A 21,833-nucleotide genomic window follows, 5' to 3' on the forward strand; every position below is an offset into this window, starting at 1 on the left:
GAGCACCCGCCTCTCCACCCTCGTCACCCTCGCGCGAGTTGCCGGTACTCCGCCGCGATGCGCTCCAGGTGGGCGACCGCCTCATCGCCGAAGTCGGCCAACTTCTCCAGCTCGCCGAACAACTCGACATATGTGGAAATGTCGGCAGTACCGGTCAGAGTCGCGGTCGCTGTCTCCGTGCCCACCATGACGGCGTCCTCGTCATAGATGTTAAAGCCATGACCTGGGAAGACATGGGCCGGTCGAGTCCATGGGATAACGCCGACCACCGCGTTCGGCGCTTGAGTCACGACACGAGCGATGTCCTCGATCTGTTCCACCATCACCTCGGGAGAACCGGCCTGCCTGGCGAAGGCCTGATCCCGGGGTGGAGCAGGGCTACCTGTCCTCGCACGACCACGAAAGGGCCGATGACGTACGGCTCGCGGAGGTCGCCCGCCGCGTCAGGGACACAGCCCCCTGAACCCCGCGCGCTCTGGCCGGGGCGACGATCCTTCCGTGCCTAGCCGAGTCGTTCCTGGAAGGCCTCGGCGATGGTGCGGGCACCGGCGGGGTTGGTGTGGATGTCGGGCCCTCGAGCGGTGTCGCACATCCAGGTGAGGGCGCAGACGGCGCGCAGGTCGGCGGGCAGCCCGGCCCCGTCGCCCTCGGAGGGGGCCTCGGCGCCGGCCGCCTGGAAGGCCCCGGCCACGTCGGCGACCTCGATGCCCGCGGCCTCGTAGGAGTCGACGAGCGAGGCGTTGACCGCGTCGATGATCTCGACGGTGCGGGCGGCCGGTCCGCTCTCGGAGGCCGCCGCCTCGGGGCCGGTCACCAGGGCCAGGGCCTGGAACGGGTTGTAGTAGGTCATCGCCACGATCCGGGTGTCCGGCGACGCCGCTTCGACCAGACGCTCGGCGATCACGGGGACCTCGGTCTCCAACCGCTCCAGCCCGTCCGCCACGCACTCCTCGTTCACCCCGAGGGCGTCGGGGTCGATCTCGGCCTCGGGGTCGGAGGGGACTCCGTTCACGCAGCCGGTGAAGTTGTTGCCGCCGATGGTGAGGGTGACCAGGTCGACCCGGTCGCCGTGCTCCTCCAGGAAGGCCACGGCACGGTCGAGTTGGGAGTCGCCCTCATAGCGGAGGTCGCACCGCATGAGCCCGCCCTCGATGAAGGTGGTGGTGTCCTCGCCGCCGCACCCCATGCGTTCATGGACGAGCGTGGAGTCCTCGTCCTTCAGGGCGCGGTACAGGACGTCCGTGTAGCCCTCGGAGGTCTCCACCGGCACCCCGGATTCGTCGGGCTGCACGCCGACGGTCAACGAGTCGCCGAGGGAGAGGTAGTGGCTCTGTGGGGCCGCCCTCTCCTGAGGCTCCTCGTCGGCCGGTGCCGAACAGGCCGTGATCGTCAGTGCCGCGGCGAGGGCGGCCGTCCATCGGATTCTCACAGTGCTCTCCGACCGGGATCGTGTGCGGGGACCGGCGCGCTCGGCATACGCCCTAGTTCTGTGGGCCGGAGGGCGTTCTGTCGAGCGGCGCCAGAAGGCTTCTCAGTAACGATGCCAGTTGTTCGCGCTCGTCGGTGGGCATGGGGGCGAGGAGTGTCTCCTCGTAGCTCAGCAACGACTCCAGTGCGGCGTCGATCCGTTCGGCGCCCTTGTCGGTGAGCCGGACCAGGACCCCGCGTTTGTCGGCGGGGTCGGGGCGACGGCGGACGAGGTCGGCGGCGGCCAGTCGGTCGACCCGGTTGGTCATGGTGCCGGAGGTGACCAGGGTGGCCCTGAGCAGGCGACCGGGGCTCAGCTCGTAGGGAGGGCCCGAGCGGCGCAGCTCGGAGAGGACGTCGAACTCCCAGGGTTCCAGGGCGTGTTCGGTGAAGACGGTGCGTCGAGCGCGGTCCAGGTGGCGGGCGAGCCGGGACACCCGGCTGAACACCTCCAGCGGGGTCACGTCCAAGTCCGGCCGTTCGGAGCGCCACGCCTCCAACAGCCCATCCACCTCATCGCACATGAGGACAGCATATCTCTTGACATCAAGATAGTGGGGCGGGTATGCCGTTGCACACCCGCCCCACACGCGACCTGGGGCGACGCCGGTCCCGTGGACGGCGCCGCAGCGGGGTCAGCCGGAACGTCCTCGACGGTGCTCCTCGCCCAGACTCGGCTTCGCCTCCAGGGAGGAGAGACCGTTCCAGGCCAGGTTGACCAGATGGGCCGCGACCACCTCGCGCTTGGGCTTGCGCACCTCCAGCCACCACTGGCCGGTCAGCGCCCACATACCGACCAGGGCCTGCGCGTACATGGGGGCGAGCGCCGGGTCGTAACCGCGTTCGGCGAACTCGTCGGCCATGATGTGCTCGACCTGGCTGGCGATGTCGTTGATCAGGCTGGCGAAGCTACCCGTTCCGGAGGCGACGTGGGAGTCCCGGGTGAGCACCCGGAAACCGACGCTGTCCTCCTCGACGTAGCGCAGCAGGGCCAAGGCCGCCTTCTCGATCTTGCTCCGGGCGTGATCGGCGGTGAGGGCCTCGCCCATCATGTCCAGGAGCGTGCGCATCTCCCGGTCCACGACGACGGCGTAGATGCCCTCCTTGCCGCCGAAGTGCTCGTAGACCACGGGCTTGGACACACCGGCCCGAGCGGCGATCTCCTCGACGGAGGTCGCGTCGAACCCTCGTTCGGCGAACAGCTCCCGGCCGATCCCCAACAGCTGTTGCCGACGCTCCTTGCCCGTCATGCGCTTGCGGCGCACGCGGGTCCTCTGTTCGCTGTCGGCTGCTCCCATGATGGTTACCGATCCTAGACCTTGACCCGCTTCGCGGCGAGTCGTTCGTTGTTGGGCCAGCGGACCTTGGTGGCCCAGCCGATCTTCTCGAAGGCCCAGATGACCCGGGCGGAGATGTCGATCTGACCCTTGAGGACGCCGTGACGTGCGCAGGTCGGGTCGGCGTGGTGCAGGTTGTGCCAGGACTCGCCGAAGGAGGGGATGGCCAGCCACCACACGTTGCGGGAGCGGTCGCGCACCTCGAAGTTCTCCTCGCCGATGGTGTGGCAGATGGAGTTGACCGACCAGGTGACGTGGTGCAGCAGCGCGACGCGGACCAGACCGGCCCAGAAGAACGCGGTGACGGCGCCCCACCAGGACATGGTCACCAGGCCGCCGATGGCGGCCGGGGCGAACAGGGAGAAGAGCACGATCGGCACGAACAGTCGGTCGACGAGGACGACGTCCTTGTCCTTGAGCAGGTCCGGGGTGAAGCGGCGCGGAGAGGTCTTCTTCTCGTCCAGGTACATCCAGGCCATGTGGGCGTAGTACATGCCCTTGGCCACGGACTTCCAGTCGTCGCCGAAGCGCCACGGGGAGTGCGGGTCGCCCTCGGCGTCGGCGTACTTGTGGTGGCGGCGGTGGTCGGCCACCCACTTGATGACGCTGCCCTCGATGGCCATGCTGCCCGCGATCGCCAGGGCGATCCGCAGCGGCCGGTTGGCGCGGAAGGAACCGTGCGTGAAGTGCCGGTGGAAGCCGACGGTGATGCCGAGACCGCTGATCACGTAGAAGACCACGGCGATGACGATGTCCGTCACCGACAGGCCCCAGCCCCAGAAGAAGGGCACCGCGCCCAAGAGCGCGAGGAGCGGCACGAAGACGAAGGCGAACACGGTGTAGCGCTCGGCCTTGCCCCTCAGCTCGGGCTCGTACTCGGGGATCGCCTCGCGTTTGGGGCGCGTCGTGGCGGTGCCTTCCGCGGGTAGTTCGGGAGCAGTGGTCATGGTCTCGCACACCTCGTCACGGAGAACGTCGTCACTGGTCAGAACGGCGTCGCCGGGGTACGGGGCACCCGTGGGGACGGTCCAACCTATTCCTACGTAACCGTAACCTACGAACCCGTAGGTTTGGCAAGCCCTCCCTGGAAGGCGCTATGTTGGTGACGGACGCACGGGCCGGAGGCCCGGCGCGTTCCCGGATGATGTAATCGGCAGCATGTGGGGTTTTGGTCCCCATCGTCCAGGTTCGAGCCCTGGTCCGGGAGCTGTTCCCGACCCTGATCGCCCCCTCGCCCCGGGGCGCGGAGGGTCCACGGCGGCGCAACTCACATCCGACGCCGCTTTCCCGGGCCCCAGGGGTGTGCGGACACCCCGCCGGACGGGCGCCCTCGTCAACGTGCGCCGCCACCGGGGGGCGCTCGTGACGCGCATGTATCCTTCCCCTGTCGGCCGCTGGTCATCCGACGGCCGCCCGCGCGGCATGCGGGACGCGCCGCCGAAGGGTGAGCCGACTGTTCATGTGCCAGCTATCACGAGGGGTCTCCTCCAGTGAGCGTGAAACGCCCGGCTGCCGTCATCGTCCTCTCCGCGGGAGAGGGCACCCGGATGAAGTCGAAACTCCCCAAGATGCTTCACGAGATCGCGGGCCGCAGCATGTTGGGCCACGTCCTCGAAGCGGCTCGGGCGACCGACCCGGAGCACACCGTGGTGGTCCTGGGCCACAAGCGGGAGCGCATCGCCCAGCACCTGGAGCGGGTCGCCCCCGAGGCGCTCACCGCGGTCCAGGAGGAGCAGAACGGCACCGGTCACGCGGTGCGCATGGCTCTGGAGGACCTGGCCGACAAGGGTCTGAAGCTCACCGGCACGGTCGTTCTCACCTGTGGCGACACACCTCTGCTCCGCGGTGAGACGCTCAACGGCCTGATCGCCGAGCACGAGCGCGAGGGCAACGCGGTGACCGTCCTGTCCGCCCGGGTCCCGGATCCGCACGGCTACGGTCGCATCGTCCGCGACGACGCGGGCTCCTTCACCGAGATCGTCGAACACGCCGACGCCACCCCCGAACAGCTCGCGATCGACGAGATCAACTCGGGCATGTACGCCTTCGACGGCTCCCTGCTGACCGAGGTCGTCCAGCGTCTGTCCAGCGACAACGCCAAGGGCGAGGAGTACATCACCGACGTGGTGTCCCTGCTGCGCGGCGACGGCCACCGTGTCGGCGCCTGGAGCACCGCGGACCGCCACGAGGTCCAGGGCGTCAACAACCGCGTCCAGCTCGCCGAGGCCCGGCGCCTGCTCAACGAGCGCCTCCTCGAACAGCACATGCTCGCCGGGGTCACCATCGTCGACCCCGCGACGACCTGGATCGACTCCGAGGTGAGCATCGGCGTGGACACCGTGGTGCTCCCCGACAGCCGCCTGTACGGAACCACCAGGATCGGCGAGGACGCCCGGATCGGCCCCGGCGCCGACCTTCGCGACACCGTCGTCGGCGACGGCGCCGAGGTGCGCGAGACCACCGCCGACCGCGCGGAGATCGGTCCCGAGACCACCGTCGGTCCCTACACCTACCTCCGGCCGGGCACCCGCCTGGCCGAGCGGGCCAAGGCCGGAGCCTTCGTCGAGGTCAAGAACTCGAACGTCGGCACCGGTTCCAAGATCCCGCACCTGACCTACGTGGGCGACGCCGACATCGGCGTGGGCAGCAACATCGGCTGCTCCTCGGTGTTCGTCAACTACGACGGGGTCGACAAGTCCCGGAGCACCATCGGCGACCACGTGCGCATCGGCAGCGACAACACCATCGTCGCGCCGGTGACCGTCGGCGACGGTGCCTACTCCGGGGCCGGGACGGTGGTCCGCGAGGACGTTCCGCCGGGTGCACTCGCCGTCTCCGAGGGGCACCGGCAGCGCAACGTCGAGGGCTGGACGCGTCGCAAGCGTCCGGGAACGGCCTCCGCCGAGGCGGCGGAGGAGGCGGAACGGCGTAGAGCCGACTCCGCGAACGAGTAGTGACTGTGGGGGAGAAACACGTGACCGGGATGAAGGCCACCGGACAGAAACAATTGATGCTTTTCTCGGGGCGCACGCACCCCGCGCTGGCCGAGGAGGTGGCCAAGGAACTGGGGATCGACGTGGTCCCCACCCGGTTCGACACCTTCGCCAACGGAGAGATCTTCGTCCGCTACCTGGAGTCGGTACGCGGTTCGGACGCCTTCGTGATCCAGTGCCACGCGGACCCGATCAACGAGTCCATCATGGAGCAGCTGATCATGGTGGACGCCCTGAAGCGGGCCTCCGCCAAGCGGATCACCGTGGTCACGCCGTTCTTCGGCTACGCGCGTCAGGACAAGAAGCACCGCGGTCGCGAGCCCATCTCCGCCCGCCTGATGACGGACCTGTTCCGGACCGCGGGCGCGGACCGGATGATGGCCGTCGACCTGCACACGGACCAGATCCAGGGCTTCTTCGACGGCCCGGTCGACCACCTGTTCGCGCTGCCGATCCTGGCCGACCACATCGCGGGTCGGGTCGACCGGTCCCAGATCACGGTGGTCTCCCCGGACGCCGGCCGTGTGCGCACCGCCGACCGTTGGGCGGACCGTCTGGGCGCCCCGCTGGCGATCATCCACAAGCGGCGTGACCCCGACGTCGCCAACGAGGTGAAGGTCCACGAGGTCGTCGGTGAGGTCAAGGGCCGCGTCTGCGTCCTGGTCGACGACATGATCGACACCGGCGGCACCATCGTGAAGGCCTCCGAGGCCCTCTTCGAGCAGGGCGCGGCCAAGGTCCTGGTGGCGGCCACGCACGGTGTGCTGTCCGGGCCGGCGGCCGAGCGTCTGCAGAACTCCCGGATCTCCGAAGTGGTGATCACGAACACCCTTCCGGTCCCCGAGGAGCGTTCCTTCGAGAAGCTGACCCAGCTCTCGATCGCCCCGCTGGTGGCACGTGCCGTCAACGAGGTGTTCACCGACGGCTCGGTCACGAGCCTGTTCGAGTAACCCCCCGGGTCATGACATGCCCCACAGGGGCCGCCCGGTCCGCCGGGGGTCTCTGTGGGGCATGTACGGAGTCGTCACCGGAACCAGTAGACTTGGCCGAGTGTCCCCGTGCCCGGACGGATTCCACGTGTCTTCGTGTGTAACCGTTCGGAAACAACGCGGGCAGGGGTGCGCGACGAGCGTTCCCGGGCCGAAACGGGTCCGGTGACGGCTCGCCGGGCACGCCTGGAACCAAGGCGGTCGAGTCCCCTGCCAGCCGGGCGACCCCGTCGTATTCTCCGCCGAGGGCGAGAATCGTTCGTACTAATGGAGTCGTGTTCCCCGTGTTGCGGGGTTGAACCCGAGGAGTTTTGTCGTGTCCGAGGTACGTATCGCTGCCGAGCCCCGCACGGAATTCGGCAAGGGCGCCTCCCGTCGCGCCCGCCGCGCGGGTAAGGTGCCGGCCGTCCTCTACGGCCACGGCACCGAGCCCCGCCACCTGAACCTTCCGGGCCACGAGCTCATGCTCGCCCTGAAGACCCCGAACGTCCTGATCCGTCTCGACGGCCTGGACAAGAACAACCTCGCCCTGCCCAAGAGCGTGCAGCGCGACGCGATCAAGGGGTTCCTGGAGCACGTCGACCTGCTGGTCGTCACCAAGGGCGAGAAGGTCGAGGTCGAGGTGCCCCTGGTCCTGACCGGCGAGGTCAAGGCCCCGGGTGTTCTCAACCAGGAGCTGGTGACCGTGCGCGTCGAGGTCGAGGCCCACAACATCCCCGGCCAGGTCGAGTTCGACATTCAGGGTCTGGAGATCGGTGCCGTCCCCACCGCCGGTGAGGTCGTGCTGCCCGAGGGCGCCACGCTCATCGACGACCCGGAGACCACGGTCCTGACCGTCTCCGCGCCGCGCGTGGCCGATGAGCCGGAGACCAGCACCGAGGCCGCCGAGGCCGCCGCCGAGTAGTTCGGTGTGCGCATTCCACGCTTCGAGTTCGAACGCGCGGTCCCTTCCGGGGTCCGCGCGTTCGGCGTTTCGGGTTCAGGGTGGACCGACCCCGATAGGCTCGCGGCATGTGGGGCTTGTTGAGCAGGTTGGGCGTCGGGAAGAACAAGGACGACGAGGACATGGCGGAGAGCGAACGTTGGTTGGTGGTGGGGTTGGGCAACCCCGGCCCCAAGTACGCGGGGAATCGGCACAACGCCGGGTTCATGGTGGTGGACGCCCTCGCGGCCGACAAGGGTGAGCGCTGGAAGGCGCACAAGGCCAACGCCGACGTCGTGGAGACGAGGATCGACGGTGCCTCCGTGGTCCTGGCCAAGCCCCGCACCTTCATGAACGTGTCCGGGGGGCCGATCGCCGGTCTGGCGAAGTTCTACAAGGTCCCGATGGAGCGGATCGTCGTCGTGCACGACGAGATGGACATCGACTACGGGGCGCTCAAGCTCAAGCGGGGCGGCGGTTCCGGTGGTCACAACGGCCTGAAGTCGACCACGGCCTCGCTGTCCGGGCCGGACTACCTGCGGGTGCGCTTCGGTGTGGGGCGTCCGCCCGGTCGGATGGATCCGGCCGTCCACGTATTGCGCGACTTCTCCTCGACGGAACGCCCCGAGTTGGAACTGAACGTCGAACGTGCCGCCGACGCGGTCCGCACGATCCTCACCGAGGGGTTGGGTCGGGCCCAGAACGTCTTTCACACCGCGGCCTGAGGGTCGCGGTCGCGAACGTCCCCGTCCCGGGTGCTCCGGAGCGGGGACGTTCGTCGTCGCGGGGGATCACGTGGTGAGCAGGATCCAGGTGTCGCGGGCGTCGGTGGTGGGGGAGCGGTCGGTCTCGGCCGCGGAGGCGATCGCTCCGACCAGGGCGCCCGCGATGAAGGAGGCGTGCAGGGGTGGAGGCACGTCGGAGTGGCGGGCCGGTCGCCTACCGGCGTCGAATCCGGGGAGCAGCTCTCGGGCGACGCGTTCGCGCAGGACCTCGGCGAAGCGGGAGCCTCCTCGCTCGGTGAACATCCTGCGGTAGAGGACGGCGTTGTCGGCCACGTGCGAGAACAGGTCGACCAGGGGCGCGGGGGTGGCGCCGTCGGGTGAGTCCAGGGGGCACAGCGCGGCGCATTCGGCGACGTGGGACACCGCGTCCTCCATGGCGTCGGCGACCAGGGCGTCCAGGTCCGCGTAGTGCTGGTAGGCGGTGGCCCGGTTGATCTCGGCCCGTCGTGCGACGGCGGACATGGTGAGGGAGGAGAGCTCTCGTTCCTCGGACAGTGACAACAGTGCGGCGCGCAGGCGCTCTCGGGTACGTCGGACCCGGGGATCGTCGGGGTTCATGATCCACAGCATAAACGACAGGTGTTGCTTTAACAACGCTTGTCGTTTATCTTCATGGCATGAGGATCGAGATCTGGGCGGACGTGGTCTGCCCCTGGGCCTACATCGGCAGGCGTCGGCTGGAGCGGGCGCTGCGGAACCACGAGGGCGAGAAGGTCGAGGTCGTGTGGCGGCCCTACCTGATCGACCCCGCGGCCCCCGCCGTGTCCGAACCCTTGGATGAGGCGGTGCGCGACCCCTTCGTCGAGGACGCGATGCTCTCCTGTGGCCCGGCGGGCACGACTCTGGAGGAGAACTGGGCCCGGGTGTCGGAGATCGCCGCGGCCGAGGGGCTCGGGGATCGCTGGGGTGCCGCGTGGCGTGTCGACTCTCGGCGCGCCCACCGTCTGCTGGCCCTGGCCGAGGAGGAGGGCGGCCCCGCTCTCCAGGACGCCGTGGCCGAACGGGTCCTGCGCGCCCACTTCGTGGAGGAACGGGACATCGGCGACCCGGAGGTCCTGGCGGCGCTCGCAGCCGAGGCCGGGTTCGGGCGGGGCGGGTCCGTTCTGGCCGACGGGGGCGGCGAGCGGCTCGTGCGCGAACGCCTCCTCGTCGGCAAGGCCGAGGGGGTGGCGACCTCGCCGACCTTCGTCCTCAACGGGATGTCCCTGGCCGGCGCACAGCCCTCCGAACTCATCGAGGAGTTTCTGGGGGAGGCCGCTCGGCGGAGCCCCCGGAGGCTCCCGGAGGAGGTGGAGCGGTTGCGTCGAGCCGAGGCGTTGGTCGACCTGCGCGACCCTTTGGGAGCCCTCGAACTCCTGGGCCCCCTGCTGGAGGAGCACGGTTCCGACCGGGCGCTCCGCCTGCTCGCCGCCCGCGCCTACTACCACTCGGCCCAGCTGGGTCGGGCGCGCCGGACCTTGGAAGGGCTGATCGCCGACGGGGCCGACGACGCCTACGCCCACCTGCTTCTGGGGACCACGCTCCGTAGGCAGGGGGAGAAGGAGGCGGCCGGGCCGCACCTGCGGCTGGCCGCCGTGATGGACCCGAGCCTGGCCTGAGCCCGGAAGGGTCGTCTCCGGTGGGACGTGCTCCACGCCCCGGCCGAGGTGTTCTCCTCGGCCGGGGCGATCACGTTCCGCACAGGGTTTCGGTCGCAGGCGCCGGGCGGTTCGGTTCTGGCCCTCGGGGGTGGGCCGAGGAAGGCCTTGCCGGTCTCGGGATAGCCACATTCTCCCCTTGAGCAGGACTTCTTCCTTGACAAGCAACAACTCCGAGCGACTTCTCGACTACTTTTAGCTACTGTTCGGGTTGGCAGTAGGTGTTCTGCGCCCGATGGCGCGCCCCGCTCATACCCTCCACATGAGCCCCATGGCGCCAGGGGCGACTACTCAAGGTGAGTGTCTGAAACCTGAGGGGAAGACGTGGTCACAGGTAGCGGGACCATCCAGGGAGAACCCACCGTCCGGCCGGCGCCGCGTTCGGAGACGGACACCTCGGCCGGGCCGAAGGGCGGCGGCCATCGACGTCCGCCGATCCGGCCGTCCGGAGGCGGAACCCGCGCCTGGGTACGCCCCTACATCGTCGGCCTGGTCGGACTCGACCTGATCGCCGCCCTGACCGCGACCCTCGCAGGCACCGCGGCCCGGTTCCATGACGCCCTCGCGGCGACCACCACCGCGCCCTACCTGGCCCTCTCGCTCGTACTGCCCCTGGTCTGGGTGGTCTTCGTCCGACTCGGAGGCGGGTACGAACGTCGCTTCCTGGGTGTGGGCACCGAGGAGTACCGCCGGGTCGCGGTGGCCGGAACGCTGCTGGCCGCGACCGTCGCCATCGGGGCCTACGCCGTCAAGTTCGACCTCGCCCGCGGTTACGTGCTCGTCACCCTGCCCCTGCTCGTCCTGCTCAGCCTCGGTCTGCGCTACGCGCGCCGCAAGGCCCTGCACCAGAGCCGTCGGGTCGGTGCGTGCATGAGCGGCGTGGTGGTCGTCGGGTATCGGAACGCCGCCGGTGAGCTCATCACGCGCTTTCGCGACGAGATCTACCACGGCATGCGGGTCGTGGGCGTGTGCCTGCCCGCGCACGAGACGGACCTGAGCGAGGTGGAGGGCTGTCCGGTCCTGGGCACCTTCGCCGACGCGGCCGACGCCGCCGCCCTGGTCGACGCGGACACGGTCGCCGTCCTGGCCTGTCCGGAGATGGACGGGGTGGCACTGCGTCGGCTGGCCTGGGAGCTGGAGAAGAGCGGGACCGACCTCACCGTCGCCTCGGCCCTCATGGAGGTCGCGGGCCCGCGCACCAGCATCCGTCCGGTCGCCGGTCTGCCCCTCCTCCACGTGGAACACCCCGAGCTGGTCGGGGCCCGGCGGCTGATCAAGGGGGTCTTCGATCGCTGCGCCGCCTCCCTGGCCCTCCTCCTGCTCTCACCCCTGTTCATCGTGCTGTTCGTGCTCATTCGGGCCGAGGGGGACGGGCCGGCACTGTTCCGACAGACCCGTGTGGGTCGGGACGGGGGCGAGTTCACCGTGTACAAGTTCCGTACGATGGTGGTCGGCGCCGAGACGTTGAAGTCGGTGCTACAACCCCGAAACGAGCACGACGGTGTGCTCTTCAAGATGCGTCGAGACCCCCGCGTCACCCCTGTCGGGGCATGGTTGCGGCGCTACTCCCTCGACGAGCTTCCCCAGCTCGTCAACGTGGTGCGCGGAGAGATGTCGCTCGTCGGTCCCAGGCCGCCGCTGCCGGAGGAGGTCGCCCGCTACGGGCACGACGTCCGTCGGAGATTGGTGGTCAAACCGGGATTGACGGGTCTTTGGCAGGTCAGCGGTCGTTCCGACCTCTCTTGGGAGGAATCGGTCCGCCTGGATCTGCGGTACGTGGAAAACTGGTCGCTGACGTTGGACATCCAGATCCTGTGGAAGACGTGGTCAGCGGTGATCCGTGGGGCGGGAGCTTACTAGCCGGTGAAGAGTATCCGAAACGATCATGAGGTGGCCCGGGACCTGGCCTCCGAGGCCGGTCAGCTGTTGCTGCGCCTGCGAGCCCGGCACGGCTTCGACGAGCCGGAGGTACTGCGCACGCTGGGGGACCGGACCTCGCACGAGTTCCTCTTCTCGGCGCTCGGGCGGCTGCGTCCCAGTGACGCGGTGCTGTCGGAGGAGGGTGTCGACGATCAGTCGAGGCTGAAGGCGCGACGGGTGTGGATCATCGACCCGTTGGACGGCACCCGGGAGTTCTCCGAGCCCGGCCGTACCGACTGGGCCGTGCACGTGGCGCTGTGGGAGAACGGCGAGCTGGTCGCGGGGGCGGTCGCGCTCCCCTCCCAGGGGAGCTGCCTGTCCACGGTGGATCCGCCCTGGCTCCCGGAGGAGCGGCCGGAGGGGCAGCGTCTGCGGATCACCGCCAGCCGCACCAGGCCTCCGGCGTTCGTGCAGCGCATGGCCACCCAGATGGGGGCCGAGGTCGTCCCGATGGGTTCGGCGGGGGCGAAGATCTGCGCCGTGATGCTCGGGATCGCCGACATCTACGTGCACGCGGGCGGACAGTACGAGTGGGACAGCGCCGCGCCGGTGGCGGTGGCGCGCGCCGCGGGGTTGCACGCCTCCCGGATCGACGGGGCCGAATTGCGCTATAACGTGGCGGACCCGCTACTCCCCGATATCCTTGTATGCCGATCGGAATTGTCGGGTATGTTGTTGGCGAGCATCCGCGACGGCGCGGACCTAGATAGCGCCGGTCCACACGCGGGGGGCTGAACGGTAAGGACCCTCCGCCTGGGTCCGGTCGTGTGTCGGTACTTCTAAGGCGGATTCCATGGGTCAGGCGAGTCAGCAGACCCTCGGGCGCTACCAGCTCTCCCAGCTGGACGTTCTCGAGGCCGAGTCGATCTTCATCATGCGCGAGGTGGCGGCCGAGTTCGAGCGGCCGGTCCTGCTCTTCTCCGGCGGCAAGGACTCCATCGTGATGCTCCGTCTGGCGGAGAAGGCCTTCTGGCCGGGGCCGATCCCCTTCCCCGTCATGCACGTGGACACCGGCCACAACTTCGACGAGGTCATCGAGTTCCGCGACCGTCGGGTGAAGGAGGCCGGGGTCCGCCTGGTCATCGCCTCGGTCCAGGAGCAGATCGACGCGGGCAAGGTCGTCGAGCCCACCGGCCGCTGGGCCGGACGCAACCGCCTCCAGACCTCCGCGCTGCTGGAGGCGATCGAGGAGCACGGCTTCGACGCGGCCTTCGGGGGCGCGCGTCGTGACGAGGAGAAGGCCCGGGCCAAGGAACGGGTCTTCTCCTTCCGCGACGAGTTCGGCCAGTGGGACCCCAAGAATCAGCGCCCCGAGCTCTGGAACGTGTACAACACCCGGATCGATCGGGGTGAGCACATCCGGGTCTTCCCCATCTCCAACTGGACCGAGCTGGACGTGTGGGAGTACATCAAGCGGGAGCGGCTGGACCTGCCCTCGATCTACTACGCGCATCGACGCGAGGTCTTCGAGCGCGACGGCATCCTGCTCGCCGCCTCCCCGATCATCCCGAGGGACGAGACCGAGGTGCCCTTCACCGAGACCGTGCGCTACCGCACGGTCGGCGACCTGACCTGCACCGGGGCGGTCAAGTCCACCGCGGTGGAGCTGGACGACATCATCGCCGAGATCGCGGCCACCCGGATCACCGAGCGCGGCCAGACCCGCGCCGACGACCGGGCCGGAGAGGCCGCCATGGAGGACCGCAAGCGCGAGGGCTACTTCTAGCTCGCGCGCAGGCGAGACCTCCCCTTTCAGGCGATAGTCCCCTCCATACCTAGGACCAGGCATCATGAGCAATGACATTCTGCGGTTCGCCACTGCGGGCTCCGTCGACGACGGCAAGAGCACCCTGATCGGCCGGCTGCTGTACGACTCCAAGTCGATCTTCGAGGACCAACTCGACGCGGTGGAGCGCACCAGCGTCGCCCGGGGCGAGGAGCAGACCAACCTGGCGCTGCTCACCGACGGCCTTCGCGCCGAGCGGGAGCAGGGCATCACCATCGACGTGGCCTATCGCTACTTCGCCACCCCCAAGCGCACCTTCATCATCGCCGACACCCCCGGCCACATCCAGTACACCCGGAACATGGTCACCGGAGCCTCTACGGCGGATCTGGCGATCATCCTGGTCGACGCCCGTAAGGGCCTTCAGGAGCAGAGCCGCCGGCACGCCTTCCTCGCCACCCTGCTCCAGGTTCCGCACCTGGTGCTGGCGGTCAACAAGATGGACCTGGTCGACTACTCCCAGGAGCGCTTCGAGGAGATCAAGGCCGAGTTCGCGGAGTTCGCGGCCAAACTGGACACCCGCGACCTCGCCTTCGTCCCGATCTCGGCGCTGCACGGCGACAACGTGGTGAGCCGCTCGGAGAACATGCCGTGGTATGAGGGCGGCTCTCTGCTCCATCACCTGGAGAACGTCCACATCGCCTCCGACCGCAATCTGATCGACGTGCGCTTCCCCGTTCAGTACGTGATCCGGCCGCACCGTTCCAGCGACCCCGAACTGCACGACTACCGCGGTTACGCGGGCCGGCTCGCGGGCGGAGTGCTCAAGCCGGGGGACGAGGTCGTCCATCTTCCCTCCGGCCTGGCCACCCGGGTGGCCAGGATTTCGACGGCCGACGGCGAGGTCGCCGAGGCCTTCTCGCCGATGTCGGTCACCCTCCTGTTGGAGGACGAGATCGACATCTCGCGGGGCGACATGATCTGCCGGCCCAACAACACCCCGGTGGTCTCCCAGGACATCGAGGCGATGGTGTGCTGGATGACGGACGCGCGCAAACTCACCCCCCGTTCCAAGCTCATCGTGAAGCACACGACCCGCACCGCGAAGGTGATGGTCAAGGATCTGCGCTACCGCCTGGACGTCAACACGTTGCACAGGGACGAGCAGGCCGACCACCTGGCGCTCAACGAGATCGGGCGGGTGCGGCTGCGCTCCACCCAGCCCCTGTTCGTGGACGAGTACGCGAAGAACCGTCAGACCGGCGGTTTCATCCTCATCGACGAGGCCACCAACGTCACCGTCGGGGCGGGCATGGTCGTCAAGGCCGACTGACCTCCCCCACGCCGCACGAGAGCGGGATCGCCTTCGGGCGGTCCCGCTCTCGTGCGTTCGGGGGCGGATCGAGTCGCCCTCGGACCTGCGGATCGAAGGTGAGATCTTGCAGTCGTATTTCCAGATGTAAAAGAAACATAAGTCTTTTTCCGGGCCCCGGTTCCAGTCGGTTCGGTGTTAATGGGGCCTCTGGAGGGGGTGGGGTTACCGGGCGTTAGGTGCCTGTCCAGCGGGTCGGACCTGGCGTGGTGTCAGGCATCGAAGGGGTGAACGTGCCCGGGTGTCAGACATGGGATGAATGAAACGAGAAGAAAAAAATCCCTGGGGCTCTGGCAATAACGGTTCAAGTCTGCCTAAAGTGTCCAAATCGCAGGTGGGTCGCAATCGGGCGAATACGCACGGTGAGGACCCCTCTGTGTACCCCTGACCCCCGATCTCCCTCATAAGGAGGAACCGCGTGAAGAAGCACCCCACTCGCAGGGTCGCGATCGGCGCCGTCGCGGTCGGCGCGCTCACCATCCCCATGGCCCTCTCCGGGGCCGTCAGCGCCGGTGCGGCCGACCTCGCGCCGGTCTACACCAACGCCTCCGCCTCCAGCGACTGGATCGTCGTGCTGGAGGACTCGGTCAGCACGGCCTCGGTGTCCCCCTCGTCCTTCGGCATCTCGCAGGACCAGGTGAACCACACCTACGAGGAGGCCCTCAACGGTTACTCGGCCACGCTGAGCGAGTCCGAGGTCGAGGACCTGCGGGCTCAGGACGGTGTCGCCTACATCGAGCAGGTCGGTGAGGTCACCACCATGGTTCCCTGGGGCCTGGACCGGATCGACCAGGAGGACCTGCCCCTGGACGGTTCGTACACCACGGAGGCCGACGGCTCCGGCTCCTCGGCGTACATCATCGACACCGGCATCGACCCGGACCACCCCGACTTCGGTGGTCGCGCCGAGGTCGGCTTCGACGCCACCGGCGGTGACGGTCTCGACCGTCAGGGCCACGGCACCCACGTGGCCGGCACGGTCGGTTCCGACAGCTACGGTGTCGCCCCCGGCGCCGACCTGTTCGGCGTGAAGGTCCTCGGGGACGACGGCTCCGGCACCTACGACGACGTCATCGCGGGCATCGACTGGGTGGCCGAGAACGCCGGTCCGAACGCCGTCGCCAACATGTCGCTGGGCGGCCCGGCCTCGCAGGCCGTCGACGACGCGGTGAACGCCCTGGCCGAGTCCGGTGTGTTCGTGGCCGTCGCCGCGGGCAACGAGAGCCAGGACGCGGGCAACGTCTCCCCGGGCGGCGCCTCCGGCGTGGTCACGGTCGCCGCCTCCGACTCGTCCGACGGCGCGGCCTCCTTCTCCAACTACGGCTCGGCCGTGGACATCTACGCCCCCGGCGTGGACGTGGAGTCGACCATCCCCGGTGGCGGGACCGACAGCTACAGCGGCACCTCGATGGCCAGCCCGCACGTCGCCGGCGCCGCGGCTCTGTACAAGAGCAGCCTCGGTGACGACGACCAGGGCACCATCCTGGACTGGATGATCGACAACGGCGGTGCCGACAAGATCAGCGGCGTCCCGAGCGGCACGGTCAACCTGCTGCTGAACGTCGAGGGTCTGTAGGACCCACCGGGCTGTGGAGACCCCGCGCGTCCACAATCCGGAGTGAGGATCGACGGGACGGCCCCGGGCCGGAGGGAGACCTCCGGTCCGGGGCCGCGTCGTGTCCGGGGCTCCCCGACACCGACGACCCTCCGGTCATGAACTGTCACCGAAAGTAATAACCTGAAGGTGTGGATGGATATCGTCTGATCTTCGTCGGAGGAATGGGCCGCTCCGGATCGACCCTGATCGAACGTCTCCTCGGTGAGCTGCCCGGGTTCTGCTCCGTCGGAGAGACCGTGCACCTGTGGCGCCGGGGGCTGTTGGAGAACGAGCGCTGCGGCTGTGGGAAGGCCTTTCTCGACTGCGGCTTCTGGAGCGAGGTCGGGGAACGGGCCTTCGGCGGCTGGGGAGGCCTGGACGTGGACGGGGTCCTGCGTCTCAAGGACGGAGTGGATCGCACCCGTTTCCTGCCGGCCCTGCTCGACGAAGAGTGGGGGAACGGCGTGTTCGCGACGCGCGGCCGCCTCTACGTCGACCTCTACCACCGGCTCCACGGGGCGGTGGCGGAGGTCTCCGGGGCGCGGGTGGTCGTCGACGCGAGCAAGCACGCCTCCCTCGCGGCCTGCCTGCGGCGCGGGTACGGCGACCGGATGCGCCTTCTGCACGTGGTGCGCGACCCTCGGGCGGTGGCCCACTCCTGGGGCAGGAGGGTGGCCCGCCCCGACGCCTCGCCCGACAGCCGGGAGAAGGAGATGGCGCGCTACTCCGCGGGCCGTGCGGCGGTCCAGTGGATGACCCAGAACGCCACCCTGGACGCGCTGGCGCGGCGAGGGGTGGCCACGCTCAGGGTCCGCTACGAGGACTTCGTGGCCGATCCCGACCGGGAGTTCGGCCGGATCGCCGACTTCGTGGGCCACGACGGTCCGCCGCTCGACCTGGGGGGCGCGGGGGTGGAGCCGACCGAGGGACACGCGGTCTCCGGGAACCCGATGCGCTTCCGGTCCGGCCCGGTGGGTGTCCGGGCGGATCACCGTTGGCGCGAGGAGTTCGCCCCGTGGAGGCGGTGTCTGGTCGAGGCGGTCACCGCCCCCATTCGTGGGCGCTACGGGTACTGATGTCCCCCTATGTGCTCAGGGGGTGTCGCCTGCACGGAAAATAACGTATCGTCATACCTTTGTTACCCTGTGTCATCGAAGGGGAAGAGGAGGCGATGGATCATGGGTGGCGGACCGATACGGGGCATGGCCGCGACGGGGGCGCTCCTCTTCGCGCTGGGACTGGCCGGTGCCGGGGACACGCCCACGGTCGCGGACGCGCCGAAGGCACCGAAGGGCCGCCCCCTGACCGCCCTGCGACCACCTCCGAACCCGGAGGCCCTTCTCGGGCTACCGCCGGTCGGAGCGACCGGCTGCACCGTCTCGGAGATCCTCGAGACCTCCTGCGGCGTCTGGTGGGGGGCCAGCCCCTACCAGGACGAGGTCGAACCGCTGGAGGAGGCGGTCGGCCGGAACATGGACATCGTCTACACCTGGCGGGGGATCGACCAGGCCAGGGTGCCCGGAGAGCGCGAACTGCGGATGATCGAGGAGGGCCGCTTCGTCCACACCAACATCGAGGCGCGCCGTTTCGGCTCTCCCGGCCGTCCGGACATCCCCTACCGGGAGATCATCGCCGGAGAGTTCGACGACTCCCTCCGTTCCCAGGCACGCGCCGTCGCCGAGACCGGGGTCCCCTACTTCATCACCTTCGACCACGAGGCCGACGCCAACCGACGCTACAACCGTCGAGGCACCCCCGAGGAGTTCGTCGAATCCTGGCGGCACATCGTCGACCTGTACCGGCGAGAGGGGGCCGACAACGCCGTCTGGGTGTGGAACGTGACCGGCTGGCCCGACAACCTCGACCGGCTCCCCGGGCTCTGGCCGGGCAACGACTACGTCGACTGGCTCAGTTGGGAGGCCTACAACATGACCGACTGCGACTCCCAGCCGAACTGGAACCACGTGGTCTCCTTCGAGGAGGCGTTGGCCCCCGCCTACGAGTGGATCCAACGGGAGGGGCCCGAGCACGGGATCGACCCGACCAAACCGGTCATGATCGGCGAGATGGGCACCACCGACATCGGGGCCACCGAGACCTACGAGTGGTACGCCGAGATCCCCGAGGTCCTCAAACGCTACGAGCGCGTCCGCGCGGTCAAGCTCTGGGACAACAAGGTCTCCGAGGGCTGCGACTTCCGTGTGAGCGTCAACCCCCACGCCCTGCGCGGTTTCAAGCTGGCCGGCCAGGACCCGTACGTGAACCTGCCCGACCGGGTACGCGAACTGGTCGACTTCGCCGAGCGGCGCAAGCAGGGGCGGGAACAGGACTGACGGTCGGGGAGGGCACCGGTCGGGCGCGGCCGGCGTCCTCCCCGACCGTTCAGCCCCCCACGGGCCGGGACATCGCCCAGGTACGCGGACCGCCGTCGGGAAGGTCGTACTCGGCGTCGACGGTGAACCCCAGAGACTCGTACAGGCGCACGTTCCCCCGGGCGGAGGTCTCCAGGAAGGCGGGCACGCCGCCGGCGTCGGCCTCGCGCAGACCGGCGCGAACGACCTCTCGGCCCAGTCCGCGCCCCTGGGCGTCGGGGCGGACCCCGACCGTGCCCAGGAACCACACCGGTCCGGTCGGGCGGTGGCGCTCCATGGTCGCCTCCGCCGAGGCGTAGGCGTCGGCCCGGTCCCCGGCCAGTTCGATCAGGGTGGGCAGGAGCCGTTCCAGCGTGACGTCGGCCCCACCCGAGTCCGGGGTCGACCACACGGCGACGGCGGCCAGGTCATCGGAGACGTGGACGCGCCCGTGCGGCAGACCGACCTCGGCGAGGAAGATCCGCTGGAACTCCCGGAGCCGCGCGAGGTGGTCGTCGGCGGTGATCGTGTGCCGTGTGAACGGATAGTCGGCGAACGCCTCCGCCAACGTGTCCGCGGCCCCCTCCACGTCCGCGACCGTGGCCTCTCTGATCATGTGCCTCCCCCTTCGAACCCACCGGCGGAACCGCCGGCCTCACCCGGAGGTTAGTGACCCCTCCCCCCGCGACGCCACGTATTTCGAGGCCGTCCCGGACGGGACGGCCCCGAACGTTCTCAGACGCCCTTGCCGCGCAGATGGAGCATGCGCAGGATCCAGCCCGGAGGCACCCCGCAGATCACCAGGAACGCCAGGTAGGCCCGCCCTTCGGTCGGGCGTGCCCGCAGGGTGGTGCCGATCCAGCGGAGAGCCCGCCCACGACGGCCGGCCGAGGCCTCGGCGAAGGCGATCTGGCCGGTGATGCGGGCGTAGCCGCGCGGCACCAGACGGAACTCCGGGTAGCGCCTCAACAACCAGCGCAGCGCGGTGGAGATGGTCTGCCAACGTTCGGCGAAGAAGGACTTGCGATGCCACAGCACCCGTACGCCCGCCTCGGGGATGTTGCGGATCGGCCCCCGCCGCGCCAGACGCAGCAGCAGCTCGTAGTCCTCGGCGTAGCTGCCCGGGATCTCCTCGCTCACCGCGCCGCAACCGTCCACCATGGCCGAACGGCGGATGAGGAAGGTGGAGGGGTGCAGCTCGGTCAGGCGCGAACCCAACAGGTCTCCGAAGGAGACGCTGGTGCGGTCCAGGACCCGCTCGGACTCCACCTTGTCGTAGACCACCCGGATCCCGCAGCACACCATGTCCGTTCCGGGTTCGGAACGCATGATCTCCACTTGGGCGCGGAGCTTGTCGGGCAGCCAGGTGTCGTCGTCGTCGCAGAAGGCCACCAGGTCGGTGACGGCGGCCAGCACCCCGGTGTTACGCGCTCCCGCCAGCCCGGGCGTCTGCGTGTTGGTCACCACCTCGACCCGACGTTCCCCCTCGTCCAGGGCGAGGGAGGGGTCGGGGCGGTCGTTGTCGAACACCACGATCGTGGTGACGCGCCCCGGGTAGTCCTGTTCGGCCACCGCCCTCAACGTGCGGCGCAGCAGTTCGGGGCGGCCCCGGGTCGGGACGACCACGGTCACCTCCGGCCAGGTGTCGTCCACGACCGCGGTGGGCGTCACCGGTTCGGTCGTGGCGCCGTCGGTCACCAGGTCGATGAGCTCTCCGGCGCGCAGGGCCGCCCTCTCGGCCCCGCCGTCGGTCTCGGGTGCCACGCGAAAGTCCTCCGGGGAGGCCAACGCCTTGTCGATGAACGTGTGCAGTTGTTGGGCGGTCGAGCAGCCGCGGATCCGGCCGGCCCCCTCCATGCGTTCGACGAACAGCAGCTGGTGGTCGTCGACGTGCTCCTCCAACTCCGGGTCCCTGGCCACCACGATGGGCATCCGGCCCGCCGACCTGGCCTGGGTGATCGTGCCGGGGCCGCCATGGGCGACCACCACCCTCGCGTGCCGCATCGCCTCGGTCAGTTCGTCCCCGGGCAGGAACGGAACGCCGGAGGCCCGCTCCGGCGCGGATCCGTGCCCGTACTGGACGAGGATCCTCAGGTCCGGGTGGCGGCGGGCGTAGTCGTCGATCCAGCGCACGAGGCGGTCGAACGCGTGGTGGTCGGTGCCGACGCTGACGACCACGTCGGGATGGTCGTCCTCGTCGTCTCGGTGCGGGTTCGGGCGTGTGGTCTGTTCGGTCACAGGAGTGGTCCTACGGTGATCGCGGTCGGCATGAACGAACGCTGTTCCTCCCATTGGGTGAGGAACAGCCTGGTGAACGGCTTGCAGAGACGGGCGGTGAGAGTGGGCGTGTCGATGCGGTCGTAGACCTCGATGTAGACGGTCGGGATCCGCAGCGCCCAGGCCAGCACGAAGAAGGGCAACGCGACCCCGGCTCCGGTGCTGACGACCACGGAGGGGCGCCGTCCGCCCATCACCCGTAGGGCCAGGACCGTGTTGCGCAGCAGGTTGCCGATGTGACGGGTGGTCGGGTGGAAGGCCCACCGCACGTTCTCCCCGCCGAGGGCGGCCTCGGCGTCGGGCGTGCGGAAGGTGACCCACACGCGTTCTCTGTCCCGCCACCAAGGACGTAGCGAGCACAACTGGGTGAGGTGACCGCCGCTGGAGGCCACCAGAAGGACCGGACGTGCAGACATGTCGTGATCAACTCATAACCGTGTGTCATGAACCGGGATGTGCG

20 protein-coding genes and 1 pseudogene are annotated in these 21,833 nt (G+C 69.1%); 12 read left to right on the forward strand and 9 right to left on the reverse strand.

Annotated features, from left to right (window positions below; genetic code table 11):
- Positions 1–23: 23 nt before the first annotated feature.
- From U9J66_RS10320 to U9J66_RS10340, 5 genes and pseudogenes are all read right to left on the reverse strand, one after another.
- Positions 24–350 (reverse strand): annotated as a pseudogene (locus U9J66_RS10320) (Scr1 family TA system antitoxin-like transcriptional regulator); the annotation flags it as partial.
- 152 nt (positions 351–502) lie between these two features.
- Positions 503–1,429: an SGNH/GDSL hydrolase family protein gene (locus U9J66_RS10325; RefSeq protein ID WP_326337594.1), complete on the reverse strand. Its 927-nt coding sequence runs from the start codon at positions 1,427–1,429 to the stop codon at positions 503–505.
- A gap of 52 nt (positions 1,430–1,481) precedes the next feature.
- Positions 1,482–1,991: a MarR family winged helix-turn-helix transcriptional regulator gene (locus U9J66_RS10330; RefSeq protein ID WP_017533382.1), complete on the reverse strand. Its 510-nt coding sequence runs from the start codon at positions 1,989–1,991 to the stop codon at positions 1,482–1,484.
- Between the two features lie 111 nt (positions 1,992–2,102).
- Positions 2,103–2,765, reverse strand: coding sequence for a TetR/AcrR family transcriptional regulator (locus tag U9J66_RS10335; RefSeq protein WP_026124780.1), 663 nt, complete (start codon positions 2,763–2,765; stop codon positions 2,103–2,105).
- Positions 2,766–2,779: 14 nt separating this feature from the next.
- Complete coding sequence (locus U9J66_RS10340; RefSeq protein ID WP_014909339.1) at positions 2,780–3,751, reverse strand: acyl-CoA desaturase; 972 nt, start codon at positions 3,749–3,751, stop codon at positions 2,780–2,782.
- A gap of 543 nt (positions 3,752–4,294) precedes the next feature.
- Here U9J66_RS10340 and glmU point away from each other — a divergent pair.
- From glmU to pth, 4 genes are all read left to right on the forward strand, one after another.
- The gene (gene glmU / locus U9J66_RS10345) at positions 4,295–5,758 is read left to right on the forward strand and encodes a bifunctional UDP-N-acetylglucosamine diphosphorylase/glucosamine-1-phosphate N-acetyltransferase GlmU (protein WP_026124781.1); all 1,464 of its coding nucleotides are present in this window, start codon (positions 4,295–4,297) and stop codon (positions 5,756–5,758) included.
- Between the two features lie 20 nt (positions 5,759–5,778).
- Positions 5,779–6,747 carry a ribose-phosphate diphosphokinase gene (locus U9J66_RS10350; protein WP_014912904.1) on the forward strand — a complete coding sequence of 323 codons (969 nt, stop codon included), beginning with the start codon at positions 5,779–5,781 and terminating at the stop codon, positions 6,745–6,747.
- Between the two features lie 355 nt (positions 6,748–7,102).
- Entirely contained in the window at positions 7,103–7,690 is a 588-nt protein-coding gene (locus tag U9J66_RS10355) for a 50S ribosomal protein L25/general stress protein Ctc (RefSeq protein WP_041561711.1), read from the forward strand.
- A gap of 107 nt (positions 7,691–7,797) precedes the next feature.
- Positions 7,798–8,433: an aminoacyl-tRNA hydrolase gene (gene pth / locus U9J66_RS10360; protein WP_014913330.1), complete on the forward strand. Its 636-nt coding sequence runs from the start codon at positions 7,798–7,800 to the stop codon at positions 8,431–8,433.
- A gap of 66 nt (positions 8,434–8,499) precedes the next feature.
- Here the strand turns inward: pth and U9J66_RS10365 are convergent, their stop codons facing one another.
- A complete protein-coding gene (locus U9J66_RS10365) occupies positions 8,500–9,063 on the reverse strand; it encodes a TetR/AcrR family transcriptional regulator (RefSeq protein ID WP_326337595.1) in 564 nt (187 codons plus the stop codon).
- Positions 9,064–9,110: 47 nt separating this feature from the next.
- Between U9J66_RS10365 and U9J66_RS10370 the strand changes: the two genes are divergently transcribed.
- The 8 genes from U9J66_RS10370 to U9J66_RS10405 all read left to right on the forward strand — a co-directional run bounded on the left by U9J66_RS10370 (position 9,111) and on the right by U9J66_RS10405 (position 19,078).
- Complete coding sequence (locus U9J66_RS10370) at positions 9,111–10,091, forward strand: DsbA family oxidoreductase (RefSeq protein WP_326337596.1); 981 nt, start codon at positions 9,111–9,113, stop codon at positions 10,089–10,091.
- Between the two features lie 363 nt (positions 10,092–10,454).
- Positions 10,455–11,990, forward strand: a complete 1,536-nt coding sequence (locus U9J66_RS10375) for a sugar transferase (RefSeq protein ID WP_017533388.1) — start codon at positions 10,455–10,457, stop codon at positions 11,988–11,990.
- Positions 11,991–11,993: 3 nt separating this feature from the next.
- Entirely contained in the window at positions 11,994–12,785 is a 792-nt protein-coding gene (locus tag U9J66_RS10380) for a 3'(2'),5'-bisphosphate nucleotidase CysQ (RefSeq protein ID WP_326337597.1), read from the forward strand.
- A 58-nt stretch (positions 12,786–12,843) separates the two neighbouring features.
- On the forward strand, positions 12,844–13,776 hold the full coding sequence (gene cysD, locus U9J66_RS10385; RefSeq protein WP_017533389.1) for a sulfate adenylyltransferase subunit CysD: 933 nt from the start codon (positions 12,844–12,846) through the stop codon (positions 13,774–13,776).
- 64 nt (positions 13,777–13,840) lie between these two features.
- A complete protein-coding gene (gene cysN, locus U9J66_RS10390) occupies positions 13,841–15,109 on the forward strand; it encodes a sulfate adenylyltransferase subunit CysN (RefSeq protein ID WP_017533390.1) in 1,269 nt (422 codons plus the stop codon).
- 457 nt (positions 15,110–15,566) lie between these two features.
- On the forward strand, positions 15,567–16,724 hold the full coding sequence (locus U9J66_RS10395; protein WP_017533391.1) for a S8 family peptidase: 1,158 nt from the start codon (positions 15,567–15,569) through the stop codon (positions 16,722–16,724).
- A gap of 203 nt (positions 16,725–16,927) precedes the next feature.
- Positions 16,928–17,821, forward strand: a complete 894-nt coding sequence (locus tag U9J66_RS10400; protein WP_326337705.1) for a sulfotransferase — start codon at positions 16,928–16,930, stop codon at positions 17,819–17,821.
- 102 nt (positions 17,822–17,923) lie between these two features.
- Positions 17,924–19,078 (forward strand): glycoside hydrolase family 26 protein, encoded by a 1,155-nt coding sequence (locus tag U9J66_RS10405; RefSeq protein ID WP_326337598.1) that lies wholly within the window; start codon positions 17,924–17,926, stop codon positions 19,076–19,078.
- 49 nt (positions 19,079–19,127) lie between these two features.
- Here the strand turns inward: U9J66_RS10405 and U9J66_RS10410 are convergent, their stop codons facing one another.
- The 3 genes from U9J66_RS10410 to U9J66_RS10420 all read right to left on the reverse strand — a co-directional run bounded on the left by U9J66_RS10410 (position 19,128) and on the right by U9J66_RS10420 (position 21,789).
- A complete protein-coding gene (locus U9J66_RS10410) occupies positions 19,128–19,712 on the reverse strand; it encodes a GNAT family N-acetyltransferase (RefSeq protein WP_326337599.1) in 585 nt (194 codons plus the stop codon).
- Positions 19,713–19,831: 119 nt separating this feature from the next.
- Positions 19,832–21,334, reverse strand: coding sequence for a glycosyltransferase (locus U9J66_RS10415; RefSeq protein ID WP_161110619.1), 1,503 nt, complete (start codon positions 21,332–21,334; stop codon positions 19,832–19,834).
- Positions 21,331–21,789, reverse strand: coding sequence for a polysaccharide biosynthesis protein (locus tag U9J66_RS10420; RefSeq protein ID WP_017533396.1), 459 nt, complete (start codon positions 21,787–21,789; stop codon positions 21,331–21,333). Before U9J66_RS10420 ends, U9J66_RS10415 begins: the two co-directional genes overlap by 4 nt.
- Positions 21,790–21,833: the final 44 nt, after the last annotated feature.

The organism is Nocardiopsis sp. LDBS1602 (assembly GCF_035818715.1).
Taxonomy (GTDB): domain Bacteria; phylum Actinomycetota; class Actinomycetes; order Streptosporangiales; family Streptosporangiaceae; genus Nocardiopsis; species Nocardiopsis alba.